Source organism: Devosia sp. FKR38, assembly GCF_005222805.1.
Taxonomy (GTDB): Bacteria; Pseudomonadota; Alphaproteobacteria; order Rhizobiales; family Devosiaceae; genus Devosia.
The window spans coordinates 1572350-1596200 of sequence record NZ_STGC01000005.1; the positions used below are offsets into that span (position 1 = coordinate 1572350).

The window sequence follows — 23851 nt, forward strand, 5'->3', positions numbered from 1 at the left end:
TAGAGTCCGCAGGGTCAGCAAGGAACGCATGGCACCACTACCTAAGGCAAAAAGGGCAATACATCACTCATCGCAGCTATGGGCGATGGAGCATTGATCCATATCAAGGGCCTTCTACGCGTGCGGGCCTATGCCTGATGGTATCCGGCGCTGTCCGGTCAACCAAAGGTAATGCGACATGACAGACCCACTCGTCGTCGAACTGTCGCGGCTGCAATTCGCTGCTACCGCGATGTACCATTTTCTCTTCGTCCCTCTGACGCTGGGACTTTCCATTCTGGTTGCCACCATGGAGAGCGTCTATGTGATGACCGGTCGCGCCATCTGGCGCAAGGCGACCCTGTTCTGGGGCACCCTGTTCGGTATCAACTTCGCGGTGGGCGTCTCCACCGGTATCGTCATGGAATTCCAGTTCGGCATGAACTGGAGCTACTATAGCCACTATGTCGGCGACGTCTTCGGGGCCCCGCTGGCTATCGAGGGCCTGATGGCCTTCTTCCTGGAAGCCACATTCATCGGCCTGTTCTTCTTCGGCTGGGACCGGTTGCGCCCGGTGGCGCACCTGACCGTCACCTGGCTGATGGCTCTGGGCGCCAATTTCTCCGCGCTCTGGATCCTGATCGCCAACGGCTGGATACAGAACCCGGTGGGCTCCGCCTTCAACCCCGACACCATGCGCATGGAAGTCACCGACTTCATGGCTGTGCTGTTCAATCCCACCGCGCAGGCCAAATTCGTGCACACGGTCAGCGCCGGCTATGTGACCGGCGCGGTTTTCGTGCTGGCCATCAGCGCCTTCTACCTGCTGAACGAGCGCCATGTGGAAATGGCCAAGCGCTCGATGGTGGTCGCAGCCAGCTTCGGCCTCGCCGCGGCCCTGTCGGTGGTCGTGCTGGGCGATGAGTCCGGCTATGTCGCCACAGAACACCAGAAGATGAAGATCGCCGCCATGGAGGCGATGTATGAGACCGAGCCGGCCCCGGCCGCGCTGACGCTGTTTGCCATCCCCGGCGCCGATGGTCGGCCCACCTACGAGGTGAAATTCCCCTTTATCCTGGGCCTGATCACCACGCGCTCGCTTGACCGCGACCTGCCGGGCATCACCGAACTGACCGAGATCGCTGCCGGCCGGATCGCCAATGGCATCAACGCCTACAAGGCGCTTGAGGTCATCAAGCAGGACAAGACCAATGCCGCCGCCCGGGCGGAATTTGCCGCCACCCAGGCCGACCTCGGCTATGCCCTGCTCCTCAAGAAGTATCGCCCGGACGTCGAGAACGCCACTGGCGAGGAGATTGCCCAGGCCGCGCTCGACACCGTCCCCGATGTCTGGCCCCTGTTCTGGAGCTTCCGCCTGATGGTGGGTATCGGCTTCTTCTTCATCGCCTTCTTCGGCCTGTGGTTCTGGAAGGCCTCGCGGCACACGCTGACATCCAGCCCGCTGCTGCTGCGGATCGGCCTGTTCACCCTGCCCCTGCCCTGGCTGGCCGCCGAGGCCGGCTGGCTGATCGCCGAATATGGCCGTCAGCCCTGGGCGGTTGAAGGGGTTCTGCCCACTTTCTATGCCGCCTCGGGCCTGCATGTCTGGGATTTGATCATCTCGCTGGCGTTCTTCGTCACGGTCTACACGGTGCTCGCCATCGTCATGGTCTGGCTGATGCTGCGCGTCGTCAAGCACGGCCCCGCCGAGCGCACGGCGCTCGACAATGAGCCAGTTCCCGCAACCGCTTTTCCGGAGCCTGCAGAATGAGCGCACTTCCTCTCGACTATGAAACCCTGCGCCTGATCTGGTGGGCGCTGCTCGGCACGCTGCTGATCGGCTTTGCCATCATGGGCGGCATGGATCTGGGCATGGGCGCGCTGTTGCCCTTCGTTGCCCGCAATGATGAGGAGCGCCGCGTTATCCTCAACCTGTCCGGCCCCACCTGGGAAGGCAACCAGGTGTGGCTGGTGCTGGGCGGCGGCGCCATCTTCGCCGCCTGGCCGGCCATCTATGCGGCGAGCTTTTCGGGCTTCTACATCGCCATGATCGCCATTCTGCTGGCGCTGATCCTGCGGCCCGTGGGCTTCAAGTTCCGCTCCAAGGTCGACAACCCGACCTGGCGGTCAGTGTGGGACTGGGGCCTGTTCATCGGCGGCTTTGTTCCCTCGGTGGTGTTCGGCGTGGCCGTGGGCAATCTGTTCCTGGGCGCCCCCTTCCGGCTCGATGACACGCTGCGGGTCAGCTACGAGGGCAATTTCTTCGGCCTGCTGACGCCCTTTGCCCTGCTGGCCGGTCTGGTGAGTCTCGCCATGCTGCTCACCCAGGGCGCCAGCGTCATTGCGGCGCGCACCCAGGGCGAGATTGCCGACCGCGCCCGCACCTACGGCCGCTGGGCGGCCCTGGCCACCGCTGTGCTGTTCGTGCTCGGCGGGGTGATTGCCCTGTATGTGCTCAGCGGCTACCGCATCACCAGCGCCATCGACGTCGGTGGTCCATCCAATCCGCTGGGCAAAACCGTGGTGGTCGAGGCCGGCGCCTGGGCCAGCAACTATACGACCATGCCCTGGACCATGGCCGCCCCCATTGTTGCGGTGCTGGGAAGCCTGCTGGCCTATGTCGCCCTGACCATCCGGGCCCATGTGCTGGCCATCCTCGCCTCGAGCCTCGCCATCCTGGGCATTATCGCAACGGCCGGGCTGTCGCTCTATCCGTTCCTGATGCCGTCCTCGATCGACCCTGTGTCGAGCCTGACGGTATGGGACGCCTCGTCGAGCCAGCTGACCCTGTTCATCATGCTGGGCGTGACGCTGCTCTTCCTGCCCATCATCCTGCTCTACACCGCCTGGGTCTTCCGCGTGATGCGCGGCCCGGTGACCACGGCGAGCCTGCACCGCAACCCCAACGCGTATTGAGAGATCATCATGTGGTACTTTGCCTGGATACTGGGCATGAGCCTGGCCTGCAGCTTCGGCATCCTGAATGCGATGTGGTATGAACTGACTGAAGACAAACCCTGACCCATCAGCCGCCGCGCCGGAACCCTGGCGCGGCGGTTGTCTTTTTGCCCGCCGCGCGCCAGCGCCCGACGCCCCCGGCCGGCCCCTCCCCTGACACTGTCCGCCCAAACCCACGCGCAACACGCCGCAGCCGCGCTGCTGTGCGGACGCAAAACGGTCAGCCATTTCAGTGGGCTGACGGATGTGCAAGGATGAGGATTGGAGCGGGTAGCGGGAATCGAACCCGCATATTCAGCTTGGAAGGCTGCTGCTCTACCACTGAGCTATACCCGCTCGGTCGGTGACCGACAGGAATGCCATTAGCTCGACAGCGCCGCGCCCGCAACCCCTCAGGCCGGTCTGCGGACAGATATCGGGACGGGAGAGACGCATGCAGGTCGGGATCAATCTACTGTGCCTGAGCGGCTTCATCGAGGCCGAGCATCTGGACCATCTGCACCGCCTCAAGGACCTCGGCTATGATGGCGTGGAAGTGCCCGTGCTGCGCGGCGCACCGGCGCATTACAAGTGGCTCGGCCGCGAACTGGACCGCATCGGGCTGCGCCGCACCTCCACCTCGGTCATTCCCTCTGCCCTGGCCAATCCGGTCAGCAGCGACCCGGCCGAGCGCCAGGCCGGGCGGCAACATCTCGACTGGGCCATGGACTGCGCCATCGCGCTGGGCTCCGAGAGCCTGGGCGGACCGGTGCATGCCCCCATCGGCCATTTCACTGGCCAGGGCGCCACCGCAGACGAACTCAACCATGGCGCCGAGGCGCATCGCGCCCTGGCCGAGCGGGCCCAGGCCAATGGCATGATTATCAGCCTCGAGCCGCTCAACCGCTTCGAGACCTATTTCCTCAACACCACCGAACAGGCCGCCGCCTATGCCGAGCGGGTCGACCACCCCGCCTTCCGCATCATGTACGACACCTTCCATGCCCATATCGAGGAACAGAGCCAGCCCAGGGCCATCGCCCGCCTGGGTAAGCATCTGGGCGTGCTGCATGTCTCCGAGAATGATCGCGGCATTCCCGGCCGGGGCCAGATCGATTTTGCCGCAGTGTTTGCCGCCATTCGCGCCACTGGCCACGATGGCTGGGTGACGCTGGAGGCCTTTGGCGCCGGCCTGCCGGAACTGGCGGCAGCGACGCGCGTGTGGCGGCCGCTTTTCCCCGACTTCGAGACGCTGTTTGCCGAATCCATCCTCTTCCTGCGCCAGCAATGGGCCGACGCGGCACCGTGATCGCGGCGACATCGTCCCGCCGAAAGGCCCGGCAAACCTGGCCTAGTCACACAGTGCAGTGGTTTTTTGTCGAGCTATGCGCTTGGGGTGTTGACACTGTTGTCACAGACCACCATAAACCGCCCCGACGACACGCCTCGGCGCGTTGTCATCCTACCCAGACGACGATGTAGTGGAGGGGTGGGAGAGTGGTTAAATCCATCAGACTGTAAATCTGACCGCTTAGCGTACACTGGTTCGAATCCAGTCCCCTCCACCATCGCCCATCCCCAGAATGGCCAGACCTTGCCACTCGGCCGCTCTGCACGGCGAGCCGCTTGCTGGCGTTGCGCAAAGGCGCTAGGCAAGGCTCATGAGCTTCAACAAATTCCCGCCCAAGAAACGCTACGACCCCGATGACGGCCCGGTGTACCTGTATGGTCTGCACACGGTGCGCGCCGCGCTGGACAATGCCAACCGCATCAAGAAGGTGCTACTGGCCACGCCCAATGCCCTCAATCGGCTGAAGGAAACCGGTGAAATCGGCAAGGTCACCGTCAAGGAGACCACGCCCAAGGAACTCGATCGCCTGCTGGGCGACGATGCCGTGCACCAGGGCGCCGCGCTGGAAGTCGATCCGGTCAGCCGCTTTGGCCTCGATGACATCCACCCGCTGCGCCTGGTGGTGATCCTTGATCACATCACCGATCCGCACAATGTCGGCGCCATCCTGCGCACCGCCTGCGCCTTTGGCGCCGATGCCGTCATCACCACCGCGCGCCATTCACCGCGCGAAACCGGCGTCATGGCCAAATCGGCCTCCGGCGCGCTGGACCTGGTGCCCATGATCGAGGTGCGCAACCTGGGCGACGCCATCGAAAAGCTCAAGGCACGCGGCATGTTGGTGCTGGGTTTTGATTCTGAATCAGAACTTCAGCTCAAGCCGCGCAGCGACGACCGCGCCATGGCCATCGTCATGGGCGCCGAAGGCAAGGGGCTGCGGCAGCGCACCCGCGAACTCTGCGACGAAGTGGTCAAGCTCGACATGCCCGGCCCGATCAAGTCGCTCAACGTATCCAACGCCGCCGCCATTGCGCTGTTTGCGGTCACTGCCGGACGAAGCTGATGAGCCAGTTTGCCCCCTTTGCCATCGCCCTGCGCCTGTCGGGCGTGACCATCGGACAATATGAGCTTGATGCAGCGCTGCGCCAGCTGTGCAGCCGCTACGAGCGGGAAGATGCCGAGGGCAGCTTCTACGCCCAGGTGGATATCGCCACGGCCAACCCCGTGCGCAGCCTGCTTGAGCTGGCCGAACGCTCCGGCCCGGCGATTGCCGCCATGCTGGCAGATCGCCGCATCGGCAAGGCCGTGCTGGACCTGGCCTTCGACTTTCCCGAAGAGGGCGAGGCCATGTCGGCCCGCATCCCGGCCCATGCTGCCGCTGCCATTGCCGGTCATGACATCGACATCGAAGTCTCGGTCTATCTCACCGACGTCGAGGAAGACGAGGAAGACTAGGCGCTAGAGGCTGCCGCGCAGGGCCGCGCCTTCGGCCGTGATGATGTCACGACCGAAGATCGAATTGTCCTTGGGTGCCAGGCGAACCACCGAATAGCCGCGCTGCTGCAGTTCGGCCAGGAAGCCGGGCAGCAGATCCACGGTGCGCTGGTGGATGTCGTGGAACAGGATCACCCCGCTGCCCCGCGCATCGAGCCGCGCCAGCGTGCGGGCCGTGATCGTGGCGGCATCGTCCTTGTAATAGTCTTTGCTGTCGATATCGACGTCGAGCACCACGACATTGCCCTGCAACAGATTGGTGCGCAGGAAACCGGTCTGCGCCAGATAGGGGAAGCGGAAGAAGGGCGAAAGGCGTTGCCCTGCCCCGGCGAGCGCCTGTGACACCGCTCGTTCGCCCTTGGCGATCTCATCAATGGCCGCCTGGCGGTCCAGCGTGCTGAGATCTGTGTGCGAGAAGGTGTGGCTGCCCACGGTATGGCCATGCAGCGCCACCTGCTGGGCCAGGTCCGGATGCGCCTGCGCGGCCGAACCCAGCATCAGGAACGTCGCCTTGACGCCGAACTCGTCCAGCGTCGCCAGGATCTCGCTGGTCTTGCCCGGCCGCGGACCATCGTCGAAGGTCAGCACGACTTCGCCAGGACGCAGGATAATGTCCGACGTGGTGCCGACGGCCAGCGTGCGCCCGCCCAGCTTGCCGGAGGCAAAAATTCGGTCCGGCATGGGCTGCTCCAACAGAGGCTGATAGGCCTGCATCGCCGACCCCAGGGCGGGGTCGATGATCGAACCGGTGACGTCGCCCTTGCCTGTCCGGGACATCAAATCCCGCTCAGAGGGCGGCTTAGCGCAACCACCCAGTGCAGCGCCGACAACAACGAGCGACAAGACGAAGCGTGACAGCGACACAGGACTGAACTCGGTACTATTGCGACCGGCCCAGTTTTTACGATTATGGTTAATATTCGGCTTGCAAAGCCTTAAGAACTACTTACCGGCCAGCACTTTAGCCTTCCGTCCCAGTGTATCGAGCGCGCTGAGAAAGGCGGAGCGATCGGCCGGACGGAAGCCGGCATTGTAGCCCTTGCTCTCGCCGGTCTCGCGCAGATGCTGGTTGAGCTCCCGCATGGCCAGCGCCATGCCGATCGAGGCGGGGGTGAAGGGCTTGCCGGTGAAGCCCAGCACATGACAGCCCTTGTCGATGGCCCGGCTGGCCAGCGGAATATCGGCGGTGAGCACGATGTCATTGGCCTGCGCCTCTGCGACGATCCAGTCATCGGCGGCGTCGGCGCCGGCGGGCACAACCACCACCTTGACCATGGGGTCGCGCGAGGGCCGCACCCCGCCATTGCTCACCAGCGTGATGACGAGGCCCAGGCGTTCGGCAACGCGCATGGCCTCGTCCTTGACCGGACAGGCATCGGCATCGACAAAAATGGTCGGCGCCACGCCCAAGGCGTCAGTAGACCACGACGCTGCGGATGCTCTCGCCGGCGCGCATCAGCTCAAAGCCCTTGTTGATGTCTTCCAGACGCAGCGTATGGGTGATCATCGGATCGATCTCGATCTTGCCGTTCATGTACCAGTCAACAATCTTGGGCACATCGGTGCGCCCCTTGGCGCCGCCAAAGGCCGTGCCCATCCAGGTGCGCCCGGTGACGAGCTGGAACGGACGGGTCGCGATTTCCTTGCCGGCGCCGGCCACGCCGATCACCACCGACTTGCCCCAGCCGCGATGGCTGCACTCAAGCGCCTGGCGCATCACCGTGGTGTTGCCGGTGCAGTCAAACGTGTAGTCGGCACCGCCGATCAAATCGCCGCGCCGCTTGGTGAGATTGACGAGGTAGGGGACGATGTCGCCCTCGATCTCCTTGGGGTTGACGAAATGGGTCATGCCGAAGCGCTCGCCCCAGGCCTTCTTGTCATTGTTGATGTCGACGCCGATGATCATGTCGGCGCCGGCCAGGCGCAGGCCCTGGATGACATTGAGGCCAATGCCGCCCAGGCCGAACACCACGGCGGTGGCGCCGATCTCGACCTTGGCGGTGTTGATCACCGCGCCCACGCCGGTGGTCACGCCGCAGCCGACATAGCAGACCTTGTCGAAGGCTGCGGCGGCATCGATCTTGGCCACCGCGATCTCGGGCAGCACGGTGAAATTGGAGAAGGTCGAGCAGCCCATATAGTGGAAGATCGGCTTGCCATTGAGCGAGAAGCGCGAGGTGCCATCGGGCATCAGGCCCTGGCCCTGCGTGGCGCGGATGGCGGTGCACAGATTGGTCTTGCCCGAGCGGCAGGAGTAACACTCGCGGCATTCCGGCGTGTAGAGCGGGATGACATGGTCGCCCACTTTGAGACTCGTCACCCCTGCCCCGACCTCGACCACCACGCCGGCGCCTTCATGGCCCAGCACGGCCGGGAACAGGCCTTCGGGGTCGGCGCCCGACAGGGTAAAATCATCGGTGTGGCAGATGCCGGTGGCCTTGATCTCGATCAGCACCTCGCCCGCCTTGGGGCCCTCAAGGTCCAGCTCGACGATTTCAAGCGGCTTGCCAGCCTCGAAGGCAACTGCGGCGCGGGTTTTCATAGCGTGGATTCTCCAGAGGGCGTTTTGCCCATTGTGTGGCACAGCCCCCGGTGATGCGGCAACCGGCTTGCTAGCCCCCCGGGCCGATCGACACCACGACATTGACCGTGGCGGCGACGATCAGCGTGTTGAAAAAGAAGGAGAAGACGCTGTGGATCAGCACCAGCCGGCGCATCTTGTTGGTAGTGATGGCAACATCGGCAACTTGGGCCGTCATGCCGATCACATAAGCGAAATAAAGAAAGGCCAGACCGTCCGGCTCGTCGCCGCCGGGAAAATCCAGCCCGCCGGCAATGACCTCGCCGCCATCGCCCTCATAGAACTCATAGGCATAATGATAGGTGGCCATGGTGTGCACCACAAACCAGCTCAGCAGCACCGCGCCGATGCTGAGCGCCAATTGCGGCCAGTCATGGCCATCGGGCGCATCAATCACCTGGAACAGCGACACCACGCAGACGCCGATAATCAGCGCCGTGACGCCGAAGATGGCACCCATGGGCACATCGGCGTCCACCGCCGCAGTGCGCAGATGCTTGGCCGTGAACTGCGGCAGGCGTTGCAGCGCCAGCGCCAGATAGAACAGGAAGAAGACAATCGCCCCAATGGTGATCGCGCGGTCTGGCGCCACCACCAGAGTGACGGCGCCGCCCACAACACCGGCCAGCATGGCAATATAGAACAGGCGATGACGGGGATTGATCATGACGCGCTCCGGCTGCGAACCCGCCGAAACAGCAGCAGAGCGGCCCGCTTGTCCAGTCCTAACTCTGCAATGCGCCCGGCCCGGGCACGGCGCCGGCCGGCACCTTGCCCAGGATGATCATGCCCAGCACCTCGTCCTTGGTGACGTCGCTGGTGCGCGCACTGCCCACCACCTGACCATTCTTCATCACCACCACGCGGTCCGCCAGATCGAACACATCATGGATGTCGTGGCTGATCAGGAAGATGCCGATGCCATCGGCTTTCAACTGCTTGATGAGATCGCCCACCTGCGCCGTTTCCTGCGGGCCGAGGGCTGCCGTCGGCTCGTCCATGATCAGGATGCGGGCATTGAACAGGATCGCCCGGGCAATGGCGACCGACTGGCGCTGGCCGCCCGAAAGCGCCTTCACCGGCTCCTTGAAGCGGCGGAAATTCGGGTTGAGCCGGCCCATGACCTCGCGGGCCTTGGCCTCCATGGCCGCATCGTCCAGCGTGCCAATGGATGTGGTGATCTCCCGGCCGAGGAACAGATTGGCCGCCGCGTCCACATTATCGGCCACGGCGAGCTGCTGGTAGATGGTCTCGATGCCATAGCCCTTGGCATCGCGGGGATTGTTGATCGTGGCATCCTCGCCATTGATGCGGATCGAGCCGGCATCGCGCTTGTAGGCGCCCGACAGGATCTTGATCAGCGTCGACTTGCCCGCGCCATTGTGGCCCAGAAGGCCGACAACCTCGCCGGGGAACAGGTCGATTGAAGCGTGGTCGACGGCGCGGATGCCGCCGAAGGAGATCGAGATATCGGTCATCTCGACCAGGGGCGTACGGGCGTCCAGCATCACAAGGACTCCTTAGTGTTTATTTCGGCGGTAGAGCGTGTCGAGCCACACCGCAAAGACCAGAACGATACCCACGACGATGGACTGCAACGGGCTGTCGAGCCCCATCAGCACCATGCCGGACTGCAACGACTGCATGACCAGCGCACCCAGCAGCGCCCCGGCAATGGTGCCCACACCGCCGGCCAGCGAAGTGCCACCGATGACGGCCGCAGCAATCACATAGAGCTCGTCCAGCGTGCCCATGGCATTGGTCGCAGCATTCAGACGCGCCGAGGAAATAGCGGCGGCGATGGCGCAGAGCGCACCCATCAGCATGAAGATCTTGACCGTCACCCAGCGGGTATTGATGCCGGCCAGTTCGGCCGCCTCGGGATTGCCACCCATGGCAAAGACATAGCGGCCGAAGCGCGTGCGGGTGGAGATGAAGGTCATGGCAATGCCCACACCCATGGCAATCAGCACCGGAACGGCAATACCATGGGAGATGAACAGGCCTTCGGGCGGGATCGTCATGCCCGTGGCCTCGGCATATTTCTCGGCGATGCGCACCGGCCAGGGATAGGCATTGGCCACCCAGACGGCCGCAATGGTCAGGCCGCAGCCAATGACAGCCAGCGCCGCTTCCGCCCAGACTGGGCGCAGCGGGAAATTGAAACGCCGACGCTGACGGCGGCCCATGTAAAGCCCGGCGATAATGGCGCAGCAGGCCAGAACGCCCACGATCCAGCTCCACAGCCAGCCGACCGAGCCGGTCGGCCCGCCGCCCATCAGCTGGAAGGTCGGATCCATCGGCGCCACCGTGCGACCCATGGTGACCCACCAGGCCGCGCCGCGCCACACCAGATAGCCGCCCAGCGTCACGATGAAGGCCGGCACCCGCAGATAGGCGATGATGCTGCCCTGCAGCGCGCCGATGCCGGTGCCCACGATCAGGCCCACGGCCAGCGACAGCACCCAGATCAGCGGGTGCCCGAGCCCCAGACCCAGCTGGGTGGGCAGAATATCGGTCTGCATCACGCCCATCACCATGGCCACCAGGCCCAGGATCGAGCCGACCGACAGGTCGATATTGCGGGTAACGATGACCAGCACCATGCCCGTGACCATCACGGCCACCGAGGCGGTCTGCACCGATAGGTTCCACAGATTGCGCGGCGTCAGGAACAGCCCGCCCGAGAACACGTGAAAGCCGATCCAGATGATGGCCAGAGCGCCCACCATGCCCAGAAGGCGGGTGTCGAGCTCCGTGGCCATCAGGAAGCGCTGCAGCGGATTGCGCGCATGCGCGCTGGGATGAACGATAGTCTGCACGGCGTGCTGATCAGCCAAGTCTGGTCTCCCCCGAAGGCAAGGCGCCCTGCCCGATCACCGGCGGCGCCAACCTTTTACGACAGTGCCGCAGCGCAAACGCTGCGGCACCATCCTTTTTGAGCCTTTAGCCCTGCAAGTCTAGTTGCAGGCGGCAACCGAGCCAGCGGCAACGCCCTGGCACACCACATCCTTGGACACCCAGCCAGCGTCGATGACGACGTTGAGGTTGTCCTTGGTGATCGCCACCGGAGCGATGAAGAAGGCGTTCATCTCAACGCCCTTCGGACCGCCCGAGAAGGGCACGACGCCGGTCACTTCACCCAGGGCCTTGCCGCCAGCCAGCTCGAGGGCCACTTCAGCGGCCTTCTTGCCCAGCTCACGGGCATCCTTCCACACCGAAACGGTCTGGGTGCCCAGGGCAATGCGGTTGAGGGCGGCATGGTCGCCGTCCTGGCCCGAGACCGGCACCGAGCCAGCCAGGCCCTGTGCGGTCAGCGCCGCGATAGCGCCACCGGCAGTGCCGTCATTGGAGGCCACGACAGCGTCGACCTCGTTGTTATTAGCGGTCAGGAACTGCTCCATATTGGCCTGGGCCACTTCGGGGTTCCAGTTGTCGGTATAGGCTTCGCCGACATTCTTGATGTCGCCGGCATCAACGGCGGCTTGCAGCACTTCCATCTGGCCAGCAAACAGGAAGTCGGCATTGGGATCAGCCGAATTGCCCTTGATGAAGACGTAGTTGCCCTTGGGCTGCACGGCAAAGACGCCCTGAGCCTGCAGACGACCGACTTCCTTGTTGTCGAACGTCAGGTAGAAAGCGTCCGGGTTCTCGATCAGGCGGTCATAACCGACCACCGGAATGCCCTCAGCCACAGCCGCAGCAACGGCCGGACCAACAGCTTCGCTGTCCTGGGCCAGCACGATGATGGCATCAGCACCCTGGCTGATCAGGCTTTCGATGTCCGTCAGCTGCTTGGCCGCAGACGACTGGGCGTCGGCCGAGATGTACTTGGCGCCAGCGGCGTCGAGCACGGCCTTGATGGCGGCTTCGTCGGTCTTCCAGCGTTCTTCCTGGAAGTTGTTCCAGGACACGCCGACAACGACGTCATCCTGAGCGAATGCGGCGCTCGCGGCGCCAGCGATCACGGTGCTGCACAGCAAAACCGCTAGAAACTTGTTCATGTCTGTCCTCCCTCGTGGGCCAGTCCTCCTGCCCACATTCGTGCCGGTGGTACAACCCCAGCGGGCCCCCTCCACCGGCGCCCAAGCATTAATTTCAATGCTCGAAAAAAGAAGTGCATCATGGATGGGATTGAGTCAACATCAATTCCGCAACCCGCACTAAATACCGTTTGCGCTATGAAGCGGACAATGGTGTGTTGCAGATCGACGTAGGGAGTAGGCTGCTTGGCGCGGAATGTCAGCGATAGTGACAGCGTCCGGCGACAGAACCGGGGACTGGTGCTGGGCGCCTTGCGCACGCAGGGGGAAATGGCGCGCACCGCCCTGGCGGGCACGACGGGCCTGAGCCATGCCAGCATCACGGCGATTACCCATGACCTGATCGCACAGGGCATCATCGAGGAACTGGCGCCCACCGAAAAGCCCGACGCGCGCATGCGCGGACGCCCGGCAACGCTGATCGGCTTCCATCGCCCCGCCGCCGCCGCCGCCCTTGTGGAACTCGACGTCAATCGCGCGCGGCTGTCGCTGGTCGACTATGGCGGCGTGCTGGTCGACCGCATCGAGACGCCTCTGCACCCCACAAGCTTTGAGGATACCACCCCCACGGCCTTCCTCACGGAGCGCCTGACCTATCTGCGCTCGCGCAATGCGGCGCCGGGCGTGCCGCTGCGCCGAATCGCCATTTCCGTGCAGGGCATTCTCGACCGCGACGGCATGTCGCTGAAATGGTCGCCCATTGCCCGTCTCGCCGGCAGGCCCTTCGGGCTCGACCTGATGGAGCATTTCGGCCTGCCGGTGACGCTACACAAGCGCGGCCGCCTCCTGGCCGAGGGGGCGCGCTGGCTCGACCCCAACCTGCATGATGCCAGCGTCGCGACCGTCTTTGTCGGCTCGACCGTGGCCATGGGCATGACCTTTCGCGGCCAGATCACAGGCCGCGGCGACGAGGGCGCCACCGAGTTCGGCCACATGAACCACGTGCCCAATGGCGCCCTGTGCCGCTGCGGCATGCGCGGCTGCGTTGAAGCCTATGCGGCTGACTATGGCGTCCTGCGCAATGCCTATTCGGTGCCCGAGACCACCCTGCCCGCGCCCGCCGTGCCACTGCAGGAATATGAGGGACTGATCGCCCGGGCCGAGGCCGGCGACCGCGCCGCCGCCCATGCGTTCAACCTGGCGGGCCGCGCGATCGGCTTTGGCCTGAGCCGGATGATGGCCGTGTTCGACCCGTCCCACATCCTGATCGTCGGCCCCGGCGCCCGCGCCTTCGGCCTGATGCAGGCCGAGATCATGACGGCGCTGTCGAGCGCCCTCGTCTGCCGCATCAACGGCCTGCCCACCGTCGTCGCGCATCGCGACGAGAAGGAGCCGATCTTCAAGGGCCTGCTGATGAAGACGCTGACCGAGATCGACCAGGCCGAGTTTGCCGGCCTGGTCTAGACGTTAGAGCTTGAGCCAGTCGTAGAGCTGGTCGGCCAGTTGGGCGACCTCGAACTGGGCGCCGTGCAGCACCAGATCGGGGTGCTCGGGCGCTTCGAACGGGCTGTCGATGCCGGTGAAGTTCTTGATCTCGCCGGCCCTGGCCCGCTTGTAGAGGCCCTTGGGGTCGCGCGCTTCGCACACTTCGATGGGGGTATCGACATAGACCTCCGAGAAGCGCAGGTCGCCGGCGATTTCGCGCGCCAGGCGGCGTTCATTGCGGAATGGCGAGATGAACGACACCAGCACGATCAGCCCGGCATCGGCCATCAGCCGCGCCACTTCGGCGACCCGGCGGATGTTTTCGACGCGCGCCGCCTCGGTGAAGCCAAGGTCCTTGTTGAGGCCGTGGCGGACGTTGTCGCCATCGAGGATATAGAGGTGCTTGCCCTCGGCGGTCAGGCGCCGTTCCAAGAGATTGGCCACGCTCGACTTGCCCGAACCGGACAGGCCCGTGAACCAGACAATCTGCGGTGACTGCCCCTTCATGGCCGCGCGCACGTCGCGGTTCACGTCAAAGGCCTGATAGGTCAGGTTCTGCGCGCGGCGCAGGCCGAAGTCGATCGTGCCGGCGCCCAGCGTGGCATTGCTCAGCCGGTCCACCAGGATGAAGCCGCCGGTGAGCGCATTGGTCTTGTAGCTGTCAAAGGCAATCGGCTTGTCGGTGGCCAGGGTCACCGTCGCCACCTCATTGAGGTCGATCTTGGTGGCCGCAGTCTGCTCAAGCGTGTTCACATTGGTGCGGAATTTGAGATCGGTGATGGTCGCCGAAATGGTCTGCGCCCCGACCTTGAGCAGATAGGAGCGGCCCGGATAGGCCGGCTCTTCGCTCATCCAGATCACGCGCGCCTGGAACTGATTGGAATATTCCGGGGTCTCGCCGGGCCACGACAGCACATCGCCGCGGGAAATATCGACCTCGCGATCAAGCACCAGGGTCACCGCCCGCCCGGCAATGGCCTGGTCGAGATCGCCATCCATGGTGACGATGCGCTTGACCACGGCCGGCTTGCGCGAGGAGGCAATCAGCACCTCATCGCCCACCGCAATGGCGCCGGAGGCCACCGTGCCCGAAAAACCGCGGAAATCCAGGTTCGGCCGGTTCACCCACTGCACGGGGAAGCGGAACGGCTGCGCCGAGCGATCCTCGCTGACATCGATGGTTTCCAAATATGGCACCAGCGCCGGGCCGCCATACCAGGGCGTGTTCGGGCTCTGGGCCAGCATATTGTCGCCGCGCAGGGCCGAGACCGGAATGGCCTCCAGCGTTTTGAAGCCCAGCGGCGCGGCAAAGGCCCGGTATTCGGCAACGATGCGATCGAATACCGCCTGCTCATAGTCAACCAGGTCGATCTTGTTGACCACCAGCACGACGTGTTTCACCCCGATCAGCGACAGGATGAAGCTATGCCGGCGGGTCTGGGTGAGAACGCCCTTGCGCGCATCGATCAGCACCAGCGCCAGATCGGCATTGGAGGCGCCGGTCGCCATGTTGCGGGTATATTGCTCATGGCCGGGGGTGTCGGCGACGATGAACTTGCGCTTGTCGGTCGAAAAGAACCGATAGGCCACATCGATGGTGATGCCCTGCTCGCGCTCGGCGGTCAGCCCATCCACCAGCAGCGAAAAGTCGATGCCCTCATCGCCCGTCGTGCGGTTGTGGCTTTCCTTCTTCAGGCTCGCCAACTGGTCATCCAGGATCAACTGGCTGTCATAGAGCAGCCGCCCGATCAGCGTGGACTTGCCGTCGTCGACGCTGCCGCAGGTCAGAAAGCGCAGCAACGACTTGTCGGTCTGCTGCTGCAGCCACAGGGCGATATCGGTATTGGCATTGGGTGCGGAAAGGCTCATCAGAAGTACCCTTCCTGCTTCTTTTTTTCCATCGAACCGACGCTGTCGCTGTCGATCAGCCGGCCTTCGCGTTCCGAGGTGCGGCTGGCCTGCATTTCCATGATGATCGAGGGCAGATCGGCGGCGTCGGAGCGAATGGCGCCGGTCAGCGGATAGCAACCCAGCGTGCGGAAGCGCACCATTTCCATGCGGGCGGCCTCGCCCGGCTCGAGCGGCATGCGCGCATCGTCCACCATGATCAGCGTGCCGGAGCGCTCAACCACCGGGCGCGGCTTGGCGAAGTAGAGCGAGGGCAGTTCGATCCCCTGGTCGTAAATATAGGTCCACACGTCCAGTTCGGTCCAGTTCGAGATGGGGAACACCCGCATGCTCTCGCCCGGATTGAGCCGGGTGTTGAACACCTTCCACAGCTCGGGCCGCTGGTTCTTGGGGTCCCAGGCATGGTTGGCATTGCGGTGGGAGAAGATGCGCTCCTTGGCGCGCGACTTTTCCTCGTCGCGCCGGGCCCCGCCGATGGCCGCGTCATAGCGCCCGGCATTGAGCGCCTGGCGCAGCGCCTGGGTCTTCATGATGTCGGTATAGCGCGAGGAGCCGTGGTCGAACGGGTTGACGTTGTTGGCCAGCCCCTCGGGATTGGTATGGGTGATCAGGTCGAAGCCGTACTTTTCCGCCATGCTGTCGCGGAAGGCGATCATCTCGCGGAACTTCCACGTCGTGTTCACATGCAGCAGCGGAAACGGAATTTTGCTGGGATAGAACGCCTTGCGCGCCAGATGCAGCAGGACGCTCGAATCCTTGCCGATCGAATACATCATCACCGGCCGCTCGAAACTGGCCGCCACCTCACGCAGGATTTCTATGCTCTCGGCTTCAAGGGCCTGCAAATGGGTCAGCGACTGGCTCTGCACTGTCATCACGCTCCGGAGGCACGCCTGTGGACCAGGCCTGAAACAGGCTCTGTAGGTATGACGGGCGCCAGCGTCGATCAAGGCGAAAAAGGCCGGAAATCCGGGGCTAACGAGGCGATTAGCACAATCGTCTCAAGGGCTTGCCAACCGTGCCAAGGCGCCACTTTGTCGACCGGCATCGCGCGCAGGAAAATGCGTCGGACTTGGCCGGTGCAGAAAAAAAGTTCTCCCCACAGTTCGGGGTCCAGCACCCTGACGGCGGTGGCCGGCGTGATGCGCAGGCCGAAGCGTGCCGATCCGACAGTCTTCATGCCGACTTCCACTGTCGAACACCAACATGCTAAGCAAACAATAAAATCGTTCGCTCATCACAACTTGGGGGTTACTGATGTCGAATTTGATTGTACCCGTGATACTGGCCGGCGGTCAGGGTACGCGCCTATGGCCTTTGTCGCGGACGGCCCGACCCAAGCAGTTTCTACCCCTCAATGCCACGCTCACCCTGTTCCAGCAGACGCTGCAGCGGGTGGACGACCCTGCCCTTTATGCACCGCCGCTGATCATGACCCATGCCGACTACCGTTTCGAGGTGGCCGAGCAGGCGGCGGCCCTGGGCATGACACTGGGCGCCATCCTGCTCGAGCCGGTGATGCGCAACACGGCCCTGCCCATCGCCATTGCCGCCGCCCATGCCGCGACGCTCTGGGGCGACGACACCACGCTGTTCGTGCTGCCCTCCGACCACCTGATCGAATGCGACGCTGCCTATTTCGCCGCCGTCAGCCAGGCGGCGGAAGCCGCGCGCGCCGGCGCCCTGGTGGCCTTCGGCCTCGCCCCGGACCGCCCCGAAACCGGCTATGGCTATATCAGGGCCGCACCCGGCCCCGCGGTGGGGGTCCGGCCCATCGATGCCTTTGTCGAAAAGCCCGACGCCGAAGCGGCCCAGCGCATGCTGGCCGACGGCGACTATCTCTGGAATTCGGGCATGTTCATGCTGCACGCCGGCAGTTTTCTCGCCGAATGCGCCAGCCTGGCGCCGCAGACCGCCAGCGCTGCGCATCAGGCCCTGGCGCAGGCCCGGGTCGATCTCGACTTCCTCCGCCTCGCCCCCGACGCGACCGCCTCGGCGCCGGATATCTCAGTCGACCATGCTGTTTTCGAGCACACCAAGCGCGCCGTGGTGCTGCCGGTGCACTTCGCGTGGTCAGATCTGGGCAGCTGGGACGCGTTGTGGAAAGCCGGGCCGCGCGACGCCGACAACAATCTGACCCGTGGACCGGTGACGTTGGGCGCGGTGCACAATGCCCTGGTGGTGTCGGACCATCCCCATGTCGCCGTCGATGGCCTCGACGACATCGCCGTGATCGCCACCCATGATGCCGTCTTTGTCGGCCGTCTGGCCGATGCGCAGCGCGTTGGTGCGATGGTGCAGCGGCTGCGTGCCGGCAAGGATACCGCGCCGCTCACCAAGGTGCATCGCAGGCAATATCGCCCCTGGGGCGGCTATGACTCGGTGCTCAGCGGCGAGCGCTTTCAGGTCAAGCGGCTCTTCGTCAGGCCCGGCCGTCGGCTCAGCCTGCAACGCCACCACCACCGCGCCGAGCACTGGATCGTGGTGCGCGGAACAGCGGAGGTCACAATAGATGGAAGGGTGTCCACCCTGACCGAAAACCAGTCCATCGACCTGCCCGCCGGTTGCATCCATCGCCTGGCCAACCCCGGCCGCATCGAGCTGGAGCTGATCGAGGTCCAGACTGGTTCCTATCTCGGCGAGGACGATATCGTACGCCTCGACGACGAATTCGGCCGGACAACCGAGGGCCCATAGGGCGCCGCCAATGGACCGCGCGAACTCGAAACGCCACCATTGCAGCCAGCCGCCGTCGATGCTACACGCCTGCGCATGCCGGTATAGCTCAGTTGGTAGAGCACCTGATTTGTAATCAGGGGGTCACGGGTTCGAACCCTGTTGCCGGCACCAGATTTCTCCAGCATTTGTGCGCTCTTCAGCCATCTGCATTCTCGCTTGCTTAGCCTCTCAGTTCACAGTTTTTGACGTGGATTATAGTTTGCCCGGCTTCGCCGCGTGCGAGTCCGCGAGTTCGAGTTTTTGAGTCACGGTGTCAGAGCGCCCGCGAGGTAGTGATGGCGGATCACGCACTCACATTCCTTCTTTGTCTAATCGATGGAGATCCAGGCAGACGCCGCATTCGGCGCGCTGCGCCATCGCATCCGTGCCAATGCCGCGGCAGGCCAGCCCCTCAAGATGGTGCTGCCGGCTTGGCGCTCAATCGCCGCCTTCGTCGACGGCGACAAGTATGAACGCGCCATCGGCAGCGGTGTCGGCGACGTCCTGGCGTTCCTGCAACTGGTAGAACTCTGCTGCATCGACCTGACCGTCGAGACGGACACCGCGATGCTCGACGACCTGCGGCGCCGCACCGACCTCGTGCTCGGTCATTGGGGCTGGGCGCCGCTGGTCGCGCTGGTGGAAAAGCTCGTCCCCGCCTTCCCTTCGATCATGACCCGGGCTCAGGCCACGCAGCTGCGCAAGGCGACCAGCGAACATGGCGGATCGCAGCTCTCGCGGTGGGTTAGCATGCTGGCGATCCTCTACCCGTGGCTTTCCTACCACCTGCTCGCCAAGGCGCCGAAGTTCGCACCCAAGCTGCCGCAGCTTAGCGGCACCGCATAGAAAGCAAAGAGATGTCCTGCCCGGGCCCTCGAGGCCCAGGCAGGACACGGCGCAAGCGCCGAAGGTATCTTTGACAATAAGAAAAGAGAAGAAAGGGTGCGGGGTGACCGGTGGTGGCGACTGCAACCATAGTGCAGGCTGCGGGGACGGTTCTTTCGACCGGCGTAAGACGCCCAGTCGAAAGGTGGCGGTCGCTGGCGGATGCCGTCCAGGCGTCCGCGCAACGACGACAGGAGTCCCGTCACCCCCCCAGAGCTGTTGGCAACCAAGCGCAGGGTTGACGCCGGAGCAGCCCGCCTATCATCCCCAACCCCAGCAGTACGAGCTGCTGGGGCAGCGCCGCAGGCGCAAGCGGGAAGATCCGGGGTCAAGGCCAACCGCAAGGGTCCCACTGTCCAATGCGCGGGCGTCAGCGCGCAGCGAAAGCATCCAGTTTTCCCCGGCACAGCACTAGCGTGCCGGGTTATATCGGAGCGGCATTTGACAGTGGGGAGGTTGGTTGGACCCTGGGCGTCTAAACTCGAAGCCAGAAAACCTCAGCGGGATAACACAACTCCCAGTAACGGACCGGCAGCTTCGCGCCCCACTCCGTTCATCCGGACGCTGCCAGAAGTTCCCAAAAGCCGCCGCCAGACCAAGACCGTGGTCAGTGCGGTTCAGTGGCAAAGCCGCGGTTTTGAACCTTCTGCAAACCATGCGGGGCAGAGACGCTCTACTAGACGGGAAAATCAATACCCAAGAATTCATGCCGGGCGGCCAGACAATGCGAAGTCCGGCTGTCAGCCCCCCATGAAGCGGCCATTGATCGGCAGTGACGTGACCGAAAGTCAGTCCGTAAAGAAGGGCGTGTAGTCGACGTCGTATTTGAAGTAGCGCGGGCCAACCAGCTCAATGCCTGCCGGCGTCAGCCATTGGGGATTGGCGGGCAGCGCCAGCGCGATCAGCCGCAGGCCATAGCGCAGCGAATCCGCGGTCACGGGCAGACCTGATTCCGCTTCGACCAGGGTAATCAGATCCGGCGTGGTGACCAGGACCTTGCCGTCCCGCTCGGCCATCAGGAACTCGTTCTGGAAGTCGAGGCGGAAATCGTGGCCCTTCCATTCCTCGACGCCTTCAAAGCGGGCCGTACCGCGCGCGAAACCGCCGACGGTGCGGCGATCGATATCTTTGACGCGGCCGTGGAAGATCACCTTGGCTTCGAGCTTGTCGACGATGGCCGCGACAGGGTCGACATGGGCGGCCTTGGCCTCGCGCAGCGTCTGGCCCAGCGCGGCGCAGAGGGTCAGCGTGCCGCGCACGATGGCCTTCTTGGCGGTGGCCCCGGACATGGAATAAAAGGCCAGGAGGGCCGAGCCGCCCATTTCGACGGTGGCGGCGCGGGCGAGGCGCTCCGTCCAGCCATTGGACACGGTTTCGAGCACCAGCGAATTGCCCTTGTCGTCGCAGAGGACCATGGGCGTTGCCGAGACGCCATGCATGGAAAAGGTCACCATCTGCAGTTCGGGATAGGCGCGGCCCATGCCGTCGCCATCGACAAGCGGCAGCCCGGCCATCGAGGCGACAACGAACGGCGTCGTCGAGTTGACACCGCCAGCTTCGCCACAGAGCACCGCATCGATCTTGCGACCAAGCAGTTTTTCCAGCGCGCGGAACGCGTTGATGAGTTCGTCGCCCTGCGGCAGCTTCTCGGTCATGACGGTGGGGGCGCCCATCATGCAGACGGGCACGACCAGGGCATCGTCGGGCAACTGGTCGATATCGATCAGCTGGACCGGGCCATATTTGCGGATGGCCTGCTGGGCCATCAGCTTGCCGACATAGGGGTCGCCGCCGCCGCCGGTGCCCAAAATGGCGCCGCCGGTGGCGATGTCTTCCATATCCTCAGCATAGATGGTGCGTAAGATTTCCATGGCTTTGACCCTTATGCTGCGGACGACGTGAGGGGAATGAAGGTGAGTTCGGGATAGCCGAAGGCGGCGGGACCGACGATGTCGAGGGCCTGCGGCGTTTTCATCAGGTCGTGCACCGGCAGGCCGATGACGGCGATGCGCTGGCCATAGCGCAGGATTTCGGTGGTGATCGGCTCGCCCGTGTCGAGTTCGAGGTTGACGATGAGATCGGGCACCATGATGACCGGCACGCCGTCGACCCACAGAACCAGGTTCTCGTTCTGGATCGCAATGCGCGCTTCCGAGCCCGCCCAATCGCCAACTCCGGACAGGTGGGCGTGGCCGCGCGAGAAGCCGCCGACGAGGTCGCGCCGCACATCGGTGACCTTGCCGGTGAAAAACAGCTTCCCCCCGGTGGCGGCGACGACCCGCTCGACGACATTCTGTCGCTTCTTGCGGGCATCGAGCACCGTCTGGCCGATCTGCAAGGCCTGGGTGACCGTGCCGGGCACGGCTGTGCGGCGGACAAAGTCCATGCGCATCGGCGCGATGGCAAGACCGGCAGCAGCCCCCATGTTGACCGACACGCCGCGGGCGAAGGTCTCCAGCCAGAACATGTCGATGACCTCCTTGAAGACCACGACATTGCCCTTGTCATCGGCGATCGCCGCCGGCGCCGCCTTGGCGCCGTAGATAAAGAAGGTGGTCATCTGCACTTCGGGAAAGGCCCGGCCCATGCCATCGCCATCGATCACCGGCAGGCCGGCATAGGCTGCGGCAATCACGGGTTCGAGGGCATTGGAGCCGCCGATTTCAGCCGAAATCAGAGCAGACAGCCTGACGCCCGACACATCCTCGACGGCGCGGATGGCGCGATAGCATTCGCGGCCTTCCTCGATCTTTTCGACACCCACCACGGGCGCGCCGATGCCGCCGCATTCGCCGATCCAGGCGTCATCGGGCAGCGCGTCGAGCGGCAGGACACGGACCTGGGCGCCCTGACGGATCAGCTCGCGCGCGCGCAACATGCCCACATAGGGATTACCACCGCCACCGGTGCCGAGCAGCGCAGCGCCGATCGAGAGCGGAAGGAGATCGTCCTCCTTGAGCAGATAGCCCTTATCCGACATGAAGTTCACCCACGGCCTTGACGCGGACGCGCGTGGCATTGCCCGGCAGATAGGCCAGCGGGACGTCTTCGACATCGACGATTGCAACGGTCTCCCGCAGCGCGCCGGCCGCAACGGCGGCATCGGTGGCGCGCTGCTTGGCATCGTTCAGCGCCTCGTCGCGTCCGATCTCGGCCAGGGAATAGACGCGATCGACCTCACCGGATACCTGGGCGATGGCCGCGCCGACCGCATTGGCGACGGCAAAGTGATTGGGCTTGATCACTTCGAGCCCGCCGATCGGTCCATCGACCAGGATCGAGCCGCCGCCGACAACGATAACCGGCAGCGGATCGGGCGACAGGCGCGAGCGCTCGACGCAATCCTCGAGCATGCTGGTGATCTTGTCCTGGGTGCGCGCAATGAAATCTGCCGTCAGATGGGCGACCTTGGAGCGATCGCCCAGCTCGGCGCGACCGGCAGCAACGATGACGTCGGAGGTGGTGAGCGTGGTGCCGCCAAAGATCAGCGCCTCGGTGACAATGCGATATCCGACCGAGGTCGGGCCGACGGTGATGCCCTTGTCGGTTTCGACGACATGGGAACCGCCGCCCAGACCGATGGAAAAGACGTCCGGCATGCGGAAATTGGTGCGTACGCCCCCCACTTCGACGGCGACGGTGGCCTGGCGCGGGAAACCCTTGTGCAGCGAGCCGACATCGGAAGTGGTGCCACCGATATCGACGACGATGGCGTCGGCAACACCGGACAGGAATGCCGCGCCGCGCATGGAATTGGTGGGGCCAGAGGCAAAGGTCAGCACCGGGAATTTCTCGGCAAAGGCGGCATCCATCAGCGTGCCGTCATTCTGGGTCAGATAGAAGCGCCCCTTGATGCCGGTTTCGGTGATGGCCTTGCGGAAGGCCTCGATAACATGGGCACTGAGGTCGCGCAGGCAGGCATTCATGATGGCGGCGTTTTCGCGCTCGAGCAGGCCGATCCGGCCGATCTCGCTCGACAGCGTGATGTGCGCGCCCGGCAGCGCCTTGGCGAAGATCTCCCCGGCCTGCTTTTCGAAGTCGCTCGAAACCGGTGAAAAGACCGAGGTGATGGCGATCGAGTTGATGCCCTTGGCCTTGATGTCAGCGGCAATGCCGAGCAGTTCAGCTTCATCGAGCGGGGAGATGATGCGCCCGTCGAACTCGTTGCCGCCATGGGCCAGATAGCCATGATTGCCGATGGTCTGCTTGAGGTCTTCCGGCCAATCCACCATGGGCGGCAGGGACGCGGTGGCCGGCAGGCCGAGCCGGACGGCAGCGGTCTGCGCCAGGTCGCGGCGCTGCACGACGGCATTGGTAAAATGGGTGGTGCCGATCATGACCACATCCACTGCGCTGGCGTCGAGCCCCGAAGCCGCCAGGACCTTTTGCAGCGCGTTGACCACACCGGTCATAACGTCGGCCGTGGTGCCCGCCTTGACGCCCGCGATGACGGTGGTGCCGTCCATGATGACCGCATCCGTATTGGTGCCGCCGACATCGATGCCGATTCTGATCATTGTTTTGGTCCTT

Annotated in this window: 22 protein-coding genes and 3 tRNA genes; 11 read left to right on the plus strand and 14 right to left on the minus strand. The window is 64.1% G+C overall.

Annotated features, from left to right (window positions below; all coding sequences use genetic code 11):
• The first annotated feature begins 178 nt into the window (after nt 1-178).
• The 3 genes from E8M79_RS12570 to cydX are packed head-to-tail and all read left to right on the plus strand — an operon-like array spanning nt 179 to nt 3000.
• The gene (locus tag E8M79_RS12570) at nt 179-1750 is read left to right on the plus strand and encodes a cytochrome ubiquinol oxidase subunit I (protein WP_137152229.1); all 1572 of its coding nucleotides are present in this window, start codon (nt 179-181) and stop codon (nt 1748-1750) included.
• Nucleotides 1747-2895, plus strand: a complete 1149-nt coding sequence (gene cydB / locus E8M79_RS12575; RefSeq protein WP_137152230.1) for a cytochrome d ubiquinol oxidase subunit II — start codon at nt 1747-1749, stop codon at nt 2893-2895. The genes E8M79_RS12570 and cydB overlap by 4 nt, the downstream gene beginning before the upstream one ends.
• Before the next feature lie 9 nt (nt 2896-2904).
• A complete protein-coding gene (cydX, locus tag E8M79_RS12580) occupies nt 2905-3000 on the plus strand; it encodes a cytochrome bd-I oxidase subunit CydX (protein ID WP_137152231.1) in 96 nt (31 codons plus the stop codon).
• A gap of 199 nt (nt 3001-3199) precedes the next feature.
• On the opposite strand, the gene E8M79_RS12585 is transcribed toward cydX, so the two are convergent.
• Nucleotides 3200-3273 (minus strand) — tRNA-Gly (locus tag E8M79_RS12585).
• A gap of 97 nt (nt 3274-3370) precedes the next feature.
• Here E8M79_RS12585 and E8M79_RS12590 point away from each other — a divergent pair.
• The 4 genes from E8M79_RS12590 (at nt 3371) to E8M79_RS12605 (ending at nt 5722) form a co-directional block, all read left to right on the plus strand.
• The gene (locus tag E8M79_RS12590) at nt 3371-4225 is read left to right on the plus strand and encodes a sugar phosphate isomerase/epimerase family protein (protein WP_137152232.1); all 855 of its coding nucleotides are present in this window, start codon (nt 3371-3373) and stop codon (nt 4223-4225) included.
• Nucleotides 4226-4399: 174 nt separating this feature from the next.
• Nucleotides 4400-4484 (plus strand) — tRNA-Tyr (locus E8M79_RS12595).
• 93 nt (nt 4485-4577) lie between these two features.
• The gene (gene rlmB, locus E8M79_RS12600; protein ID WP_137152233.1) at nt 4578-5330 is read left to right on the plus strand and encodes a 23S rRNA (guanosine(2251)-2'-O)-methyltransferase RlmB; all 753 of its coding nucleotides are present in this window, start codon (nt 4578-4580) and stop codon (nt 5328-5330) included.
• Nucleotides 5330-5722, plus strand: a complete 393-nt coding sequence (locus E8M79_RS12605) for a hypothetical protein (RefSeq protein WP_137152234.1) — start codon at nt 5330-5332, stop codon at nt 5720-5722. Before rlmB ends, E8M79_RS12605 begins: the two co-directional genes overlap by 1 nt.
• A 3-nt stretch (nt 5723-5725) precedes the next feature.
• On the opposite strand, the gene E8M79_RS12610 is transcribed toward E8M79_RS12605, so the two are convergent.
• From E8M79_RS12610 to xylF, 7 genes are all read right to left on the minus strand, one after another.
• Entirely contained in the window at nt 5726-6538 is an 813-nt protein-coding gene (locus E8M79_RS12610) for a polysaccharide deacetylase family protein (protein WP_248304982.1), read from the minus strand.
• A 165-nt stretch (nt 6539-6703) separates the two neighbouring features.
• Nucleotides 6704-7171, minus strand: a complete 468-nt coding sequence (locus tag E8M79_RS12615; RefSeq protein WP_137152235.1) for a YaiI/YqxD family protein — start codon at nt 7169-7171, stop codon at nt 6704-6706.
• A 4-nt stretch (nt 7172-7175) separates the two neighbouring features.
• On the minus strand, nt 7176-8303 hold the full coding sequence (locus E8M79_RS12620) for an S-(hydroxymethyl)glutathione dehydrogenase/class III alcohol dehydrogenase (RefSeq protein ID WP_137152236.1): 1128 nt from the start codon (nt 8301-8303) through the stop codon (nt 7176-7178).
• 70 nt (nt 8304-8373) lie between these two features.
• A complete protein-coding gene (locus tag E8M79_RS12625) occupies nt 8374-9009 on the minus strand; it encodes a DUF1345 domain-containing protein (protein WP_137152237.1) in 636 nt (211 codons plus the stop codon).
• A 58-nt stretch (nt 9010-9067) separates the two neighbouring features.
• Nucleotides 9068-9850, minus strand: coding sequence for an ATP-binding cassette domain-containing protein (locus tag E8M79_RS12630; protein ID WP_137152238.1), 783 nt, complete (start codon nt 9848-9850; stop codon nt 9068-9070).
• Nucleotides 9851-9862: 12 nt separating this feature from the next.
• On the minus strand, nt 9863-11164 hold the full coding sequence (locus tag E8M79_RS12635) for a sugar ABC transporter permease (RefSeq protein ID WP_248305061.1): 1302 nt from the start codon (nt 11162-11164) through the stop codon (nt 9863-9865).
• A 138-nt stretch (nt 11165-11302) separates the two neighbouring features.
• Nucleotides 11303-12346, minus strand: coding sequence for a D-xylose ABC transporter substrate-binding protein (gene xylF / locus E8M79_RS12640; protein ID WP_137152239.1), 1044 nt, complete (start codon nt 12344-12346; stop codon nt 11303-11305).
• Nucleotides 12347-12571: 225 nt separating this feature from the next.
• Here xylF and E8M79_RS12645 point away from each other — a divergent pair, with 225 nt between their 5' ends.
• Nucleotides 12572-13789: an ROK family protein gene (locus tag E8M79_RS12645; protein WP_137152240.1), complete on the plus strand. Its 1218-nt coding sequence runs from the start codon at nt 12572-12574 to the stop codon at nt 13787-13789.
• Nucleotides 13790-13792: 3 nt separating this feature from the next.
• Here E8M79_RS12645 and cysN read toward each other — a convergent pair whose 3' ends face one another.
• From cysN to E8M79_RS12660, 3 genes are all read right to left on the minus strand, one after another.
• Nucleotides 13793-15679 (minus strand): sulfate adenylyltransferase subunit CysN, encoded by a 1887-nt coding sequence (gene cysN, locus E8M79_RS12650; RefSeq protein WP_137152241.1) that lies wholly within the window; start codon nt 15677-15679, stop codon nt 13793-13795.
• A complete protein-coding gene (cysD, locus tag E8M79_RS12655; protein WP_137152242.1) occupies nt 15679-16593 on the minus strand; it encodes a sulfate adenylyltransferase subunit CysD in 915 nt (304 codons plus the stop codon). The genes cysN and cysD overlap by 1 nt, the downstream gene beginning before the upstream one ends.
• Nucleotides 16594-16664: 71 nt before the next feature.
• Nucleotides 16665-16898, minus strand: a complete 234-nt coding sequence (locus tag E8M79_RS12660; protein WP_137152243.1) for a hypothetical protein — start codon at nt 16896-16898, stop codon at nt 16665-16667.
• Nucleotides 16899-16975: 77 nt separating this feature from the next.
• On the opposite strand from E8M79_RS12660, the gene E8M79_RS12665 reads away from it, so the two are divergent.
• The 3 genes from E8M79_RS12665 (at nt 16976) to E8M79_RS12675 (ending at nt 19282) form a co-directional block, all read left to right on the plus strand.
• Nucleotides 16976-18415: a mannose-1-phosphate guanylyltransferase/mannose-6-phosphate isomerase gene (locus E8M79_RS12665; RefSeq protein WP_137152244.1), complete on the plus strand. Its 1440-nt coding sequence runs from the start codon at nt 16976-16978 to the stop codon at nt 18413-18415.
• Nucleotides 18416-18492: 77 nt separating this feature from the next.
• Nucleotides 18493-18568 (plus strand) — tRNA-Thr (locus E8M79_RS12670).
• A gap of 204 nt (nt 18569-18772) precedes the next feature.
• Nucleotides 18773-19282 carry a hypothetical protein gene (locus tag E8M79_RS12675; protein ID WP_137152245.1) on the plus strand — a complete coding sequence of 170 codons (510 nt, stop codon included), beginning with the start codon at nt 18773-18775 and terminating at the stop codon, nt 19280-19282.
• 827 nt (nt 19283-20109) lie between these two features.
• Here the strand turns inward: E8M79_RS12675 and E8M79_RS12680 are convergent.
• The 3 genes from E8M79_RS12680 to E8M79_RS12690 are packed head-to-tail and all read right to left on the minus strand — an operon-like array spanning nt 20110 to nt 23838.
• Nucleotides 20110-21192 (minus strand): DUF917 domain-containing protein, encoded by a 1083-nt coding sequence (locus tag E8M79_RS12680; RefSeq protein ID WP_137152246.1) that lies wholly within the window; start codon nt 21190-21192, stop codon nt 20110-20112.
• Nucleotides 21193-21203: 11 nt separating this feature from the next.
• Nucleotides 21204-22301 carry a DUF917 domain-containing protein gene (locus E8M79_RS12685; protein ID WP_137152247.1) on the minus strand — a complete coding sequence of 366 codons (1098 nt, stop codon included), beginning with the start codon at nt 22299-22301 and terminating at the stop codon, nt 21204-21206.
• Nucleotides 22291-23838 (minus strand): hydantoinase/oxoprolinase family protein, encoded by a 1548-nt coding sequence (locus tag E8M79_RS12690; RefSeq protein ID WP_137152248.1) that lies wholly within the window; start codon nt 23836-23838, stop codon nt 22291-22293. The genes E8M79_RS12685 and E8M79_RS12690 overlap by 11 nt, the downstream gene beginning before the upstream one ends.
• Nucleotides 23839-23851: the final 13 nt, after the last annotated feature.

Excerpts from the sequence above, each read along its gene's own strand:
- E8M79_RS12675 (WP_137152245.1), top strand. The coding sequence starts at position 18,773 with ATGGAGATCCAGGCAGACGCCGCATTCGGCGCGCTGCGCCATCGCATC.
- cysN (WP_137152241.1), bottom strand. The coding sequence starts at position 15,679 with ATGAGCCTTTCCGCACCCAATGCCAATACCGATATCGCCCTGTGGCTG.
- E8M79_RS12685 (WP_137152247.1), bottom strand. The coding sequence starts at position 22,301 with ATGTCGGATAAGGGCTATCTGCTCAAGGAGGACGATCTCCTTCCGCTC.
- E8M79_RS12590 (WP_137152232.1), top strand. The coding sequence starts at position 3,371 with ATGCAGGTCGGGATCAATCTACTGTGCCTGAGCGGCTTCATCGAGGCC.
- E8M79_RS12625 (WP_137152237.1), bottom strand. The coding sequence starts at position 9,009 with ATGATCAATCCCCGTCATCGCCTGTTCTATATTGCCATGCTGGCCGGT.
- E8M79_RS12570 (WP_137152229.1), top strand. The coding sequence starts at position 179 with ATGACAGACCCACTCGTCGTCGAACTGTCGCGGCTGCAATTCGCTGCT.
- E8M79_RS12605 (WP_137152234.1), top strand. The coding sequence starts at position 5,330 with ATGAGCCAGTTTGCCCCCTTTGCCATCGCCCTGCGCCTGTCGGGCGTG.
- E8M79_RS12680 (WP_137152246.1), bottom strand. The coding sequence starts at position 21,192 with ATGGAAATCTTACGCACCATCTATGCTGAGGATATGGAAGACATCGCC.
- E8M79_RS12610 (WP_248304982.1), bottom strand. The coding sequence starts at position 6,538 with ATGTCCCGGACAGGCAAGGGCGACGTCACCGGTTCGATCATCGACCCC.
- cysD (WP_137152242.1), bottom strand. The coding sequence starts at position 16,593 with ATGACAGTGCAGAGCCAGTCGCTGACCCATTTGCAGGCCCTTGAAGCC.
- E8M79_RS12665 (WP_137152244.1), top strand. The coding sequence starts at position 16,976 with ATGTCGAATTTGATTGTACCCGTGATACTGGCCGGCGGTCAGGGTACG.
- cydB (WP_137152230.1), top strand. The coding sequence starts at position 1,747 with ATGAGCGCACTTCCTCTCGACTATGAAACCCTGCGCCTGATCTGGTGG.
- E8M79_RS12620 (WP_137152236.1), bottom strand. The coding sequence starts at position 8,303 with ATGAAAACCCGCGCCGCAGTTGCCTTCGAGGCTGGCAAGCCGCTTGAA.
- xylF (WP_137152239.1), bottom strand. The coding sequence starts at position 12,346 with ATGAACAAGTTTCTAGCGGTTTTGCTGTGCAGCACCGTGATCGCTGGC.
- rlmB (WP_137152233.1), top strand. The coding sequence starts at position 4,578 with ATGAGCTTCAACAAATTCCCGCCCAAGAAACGCTACGACCCCGATGAC.
- E8M79_RS12630 (WP_137152238.1), bottom strand. The coding sequence starts at position 9,850 with ATGCTGGACGCCCGTACGCCCCTGGTCGAGATGACCGATATCTCGATC.
- cydX (WP_137152231.1), top strand. The coding sequence starts at position 2,905 with ATGTGGTACTTTGCCTGGATACTGGGCATGAGCCTGGCCTGCAGCTTC.
- E8M79_RS12690 (WP_137152248.1), bottom strand. The coding sequence starts at position 23,838 with ATGATCAGAATCGGCATCGATGTCGGCGGCACCAATACGGATGCGGTC.
- E8M79_RS12660 (WP_137152243.1), bottom strand. The coding sequence starts at position 16,898 with ATGAAGACTGTCGGATCGGCACGCTTCGGCCTGCGCATCACGCCGGCC.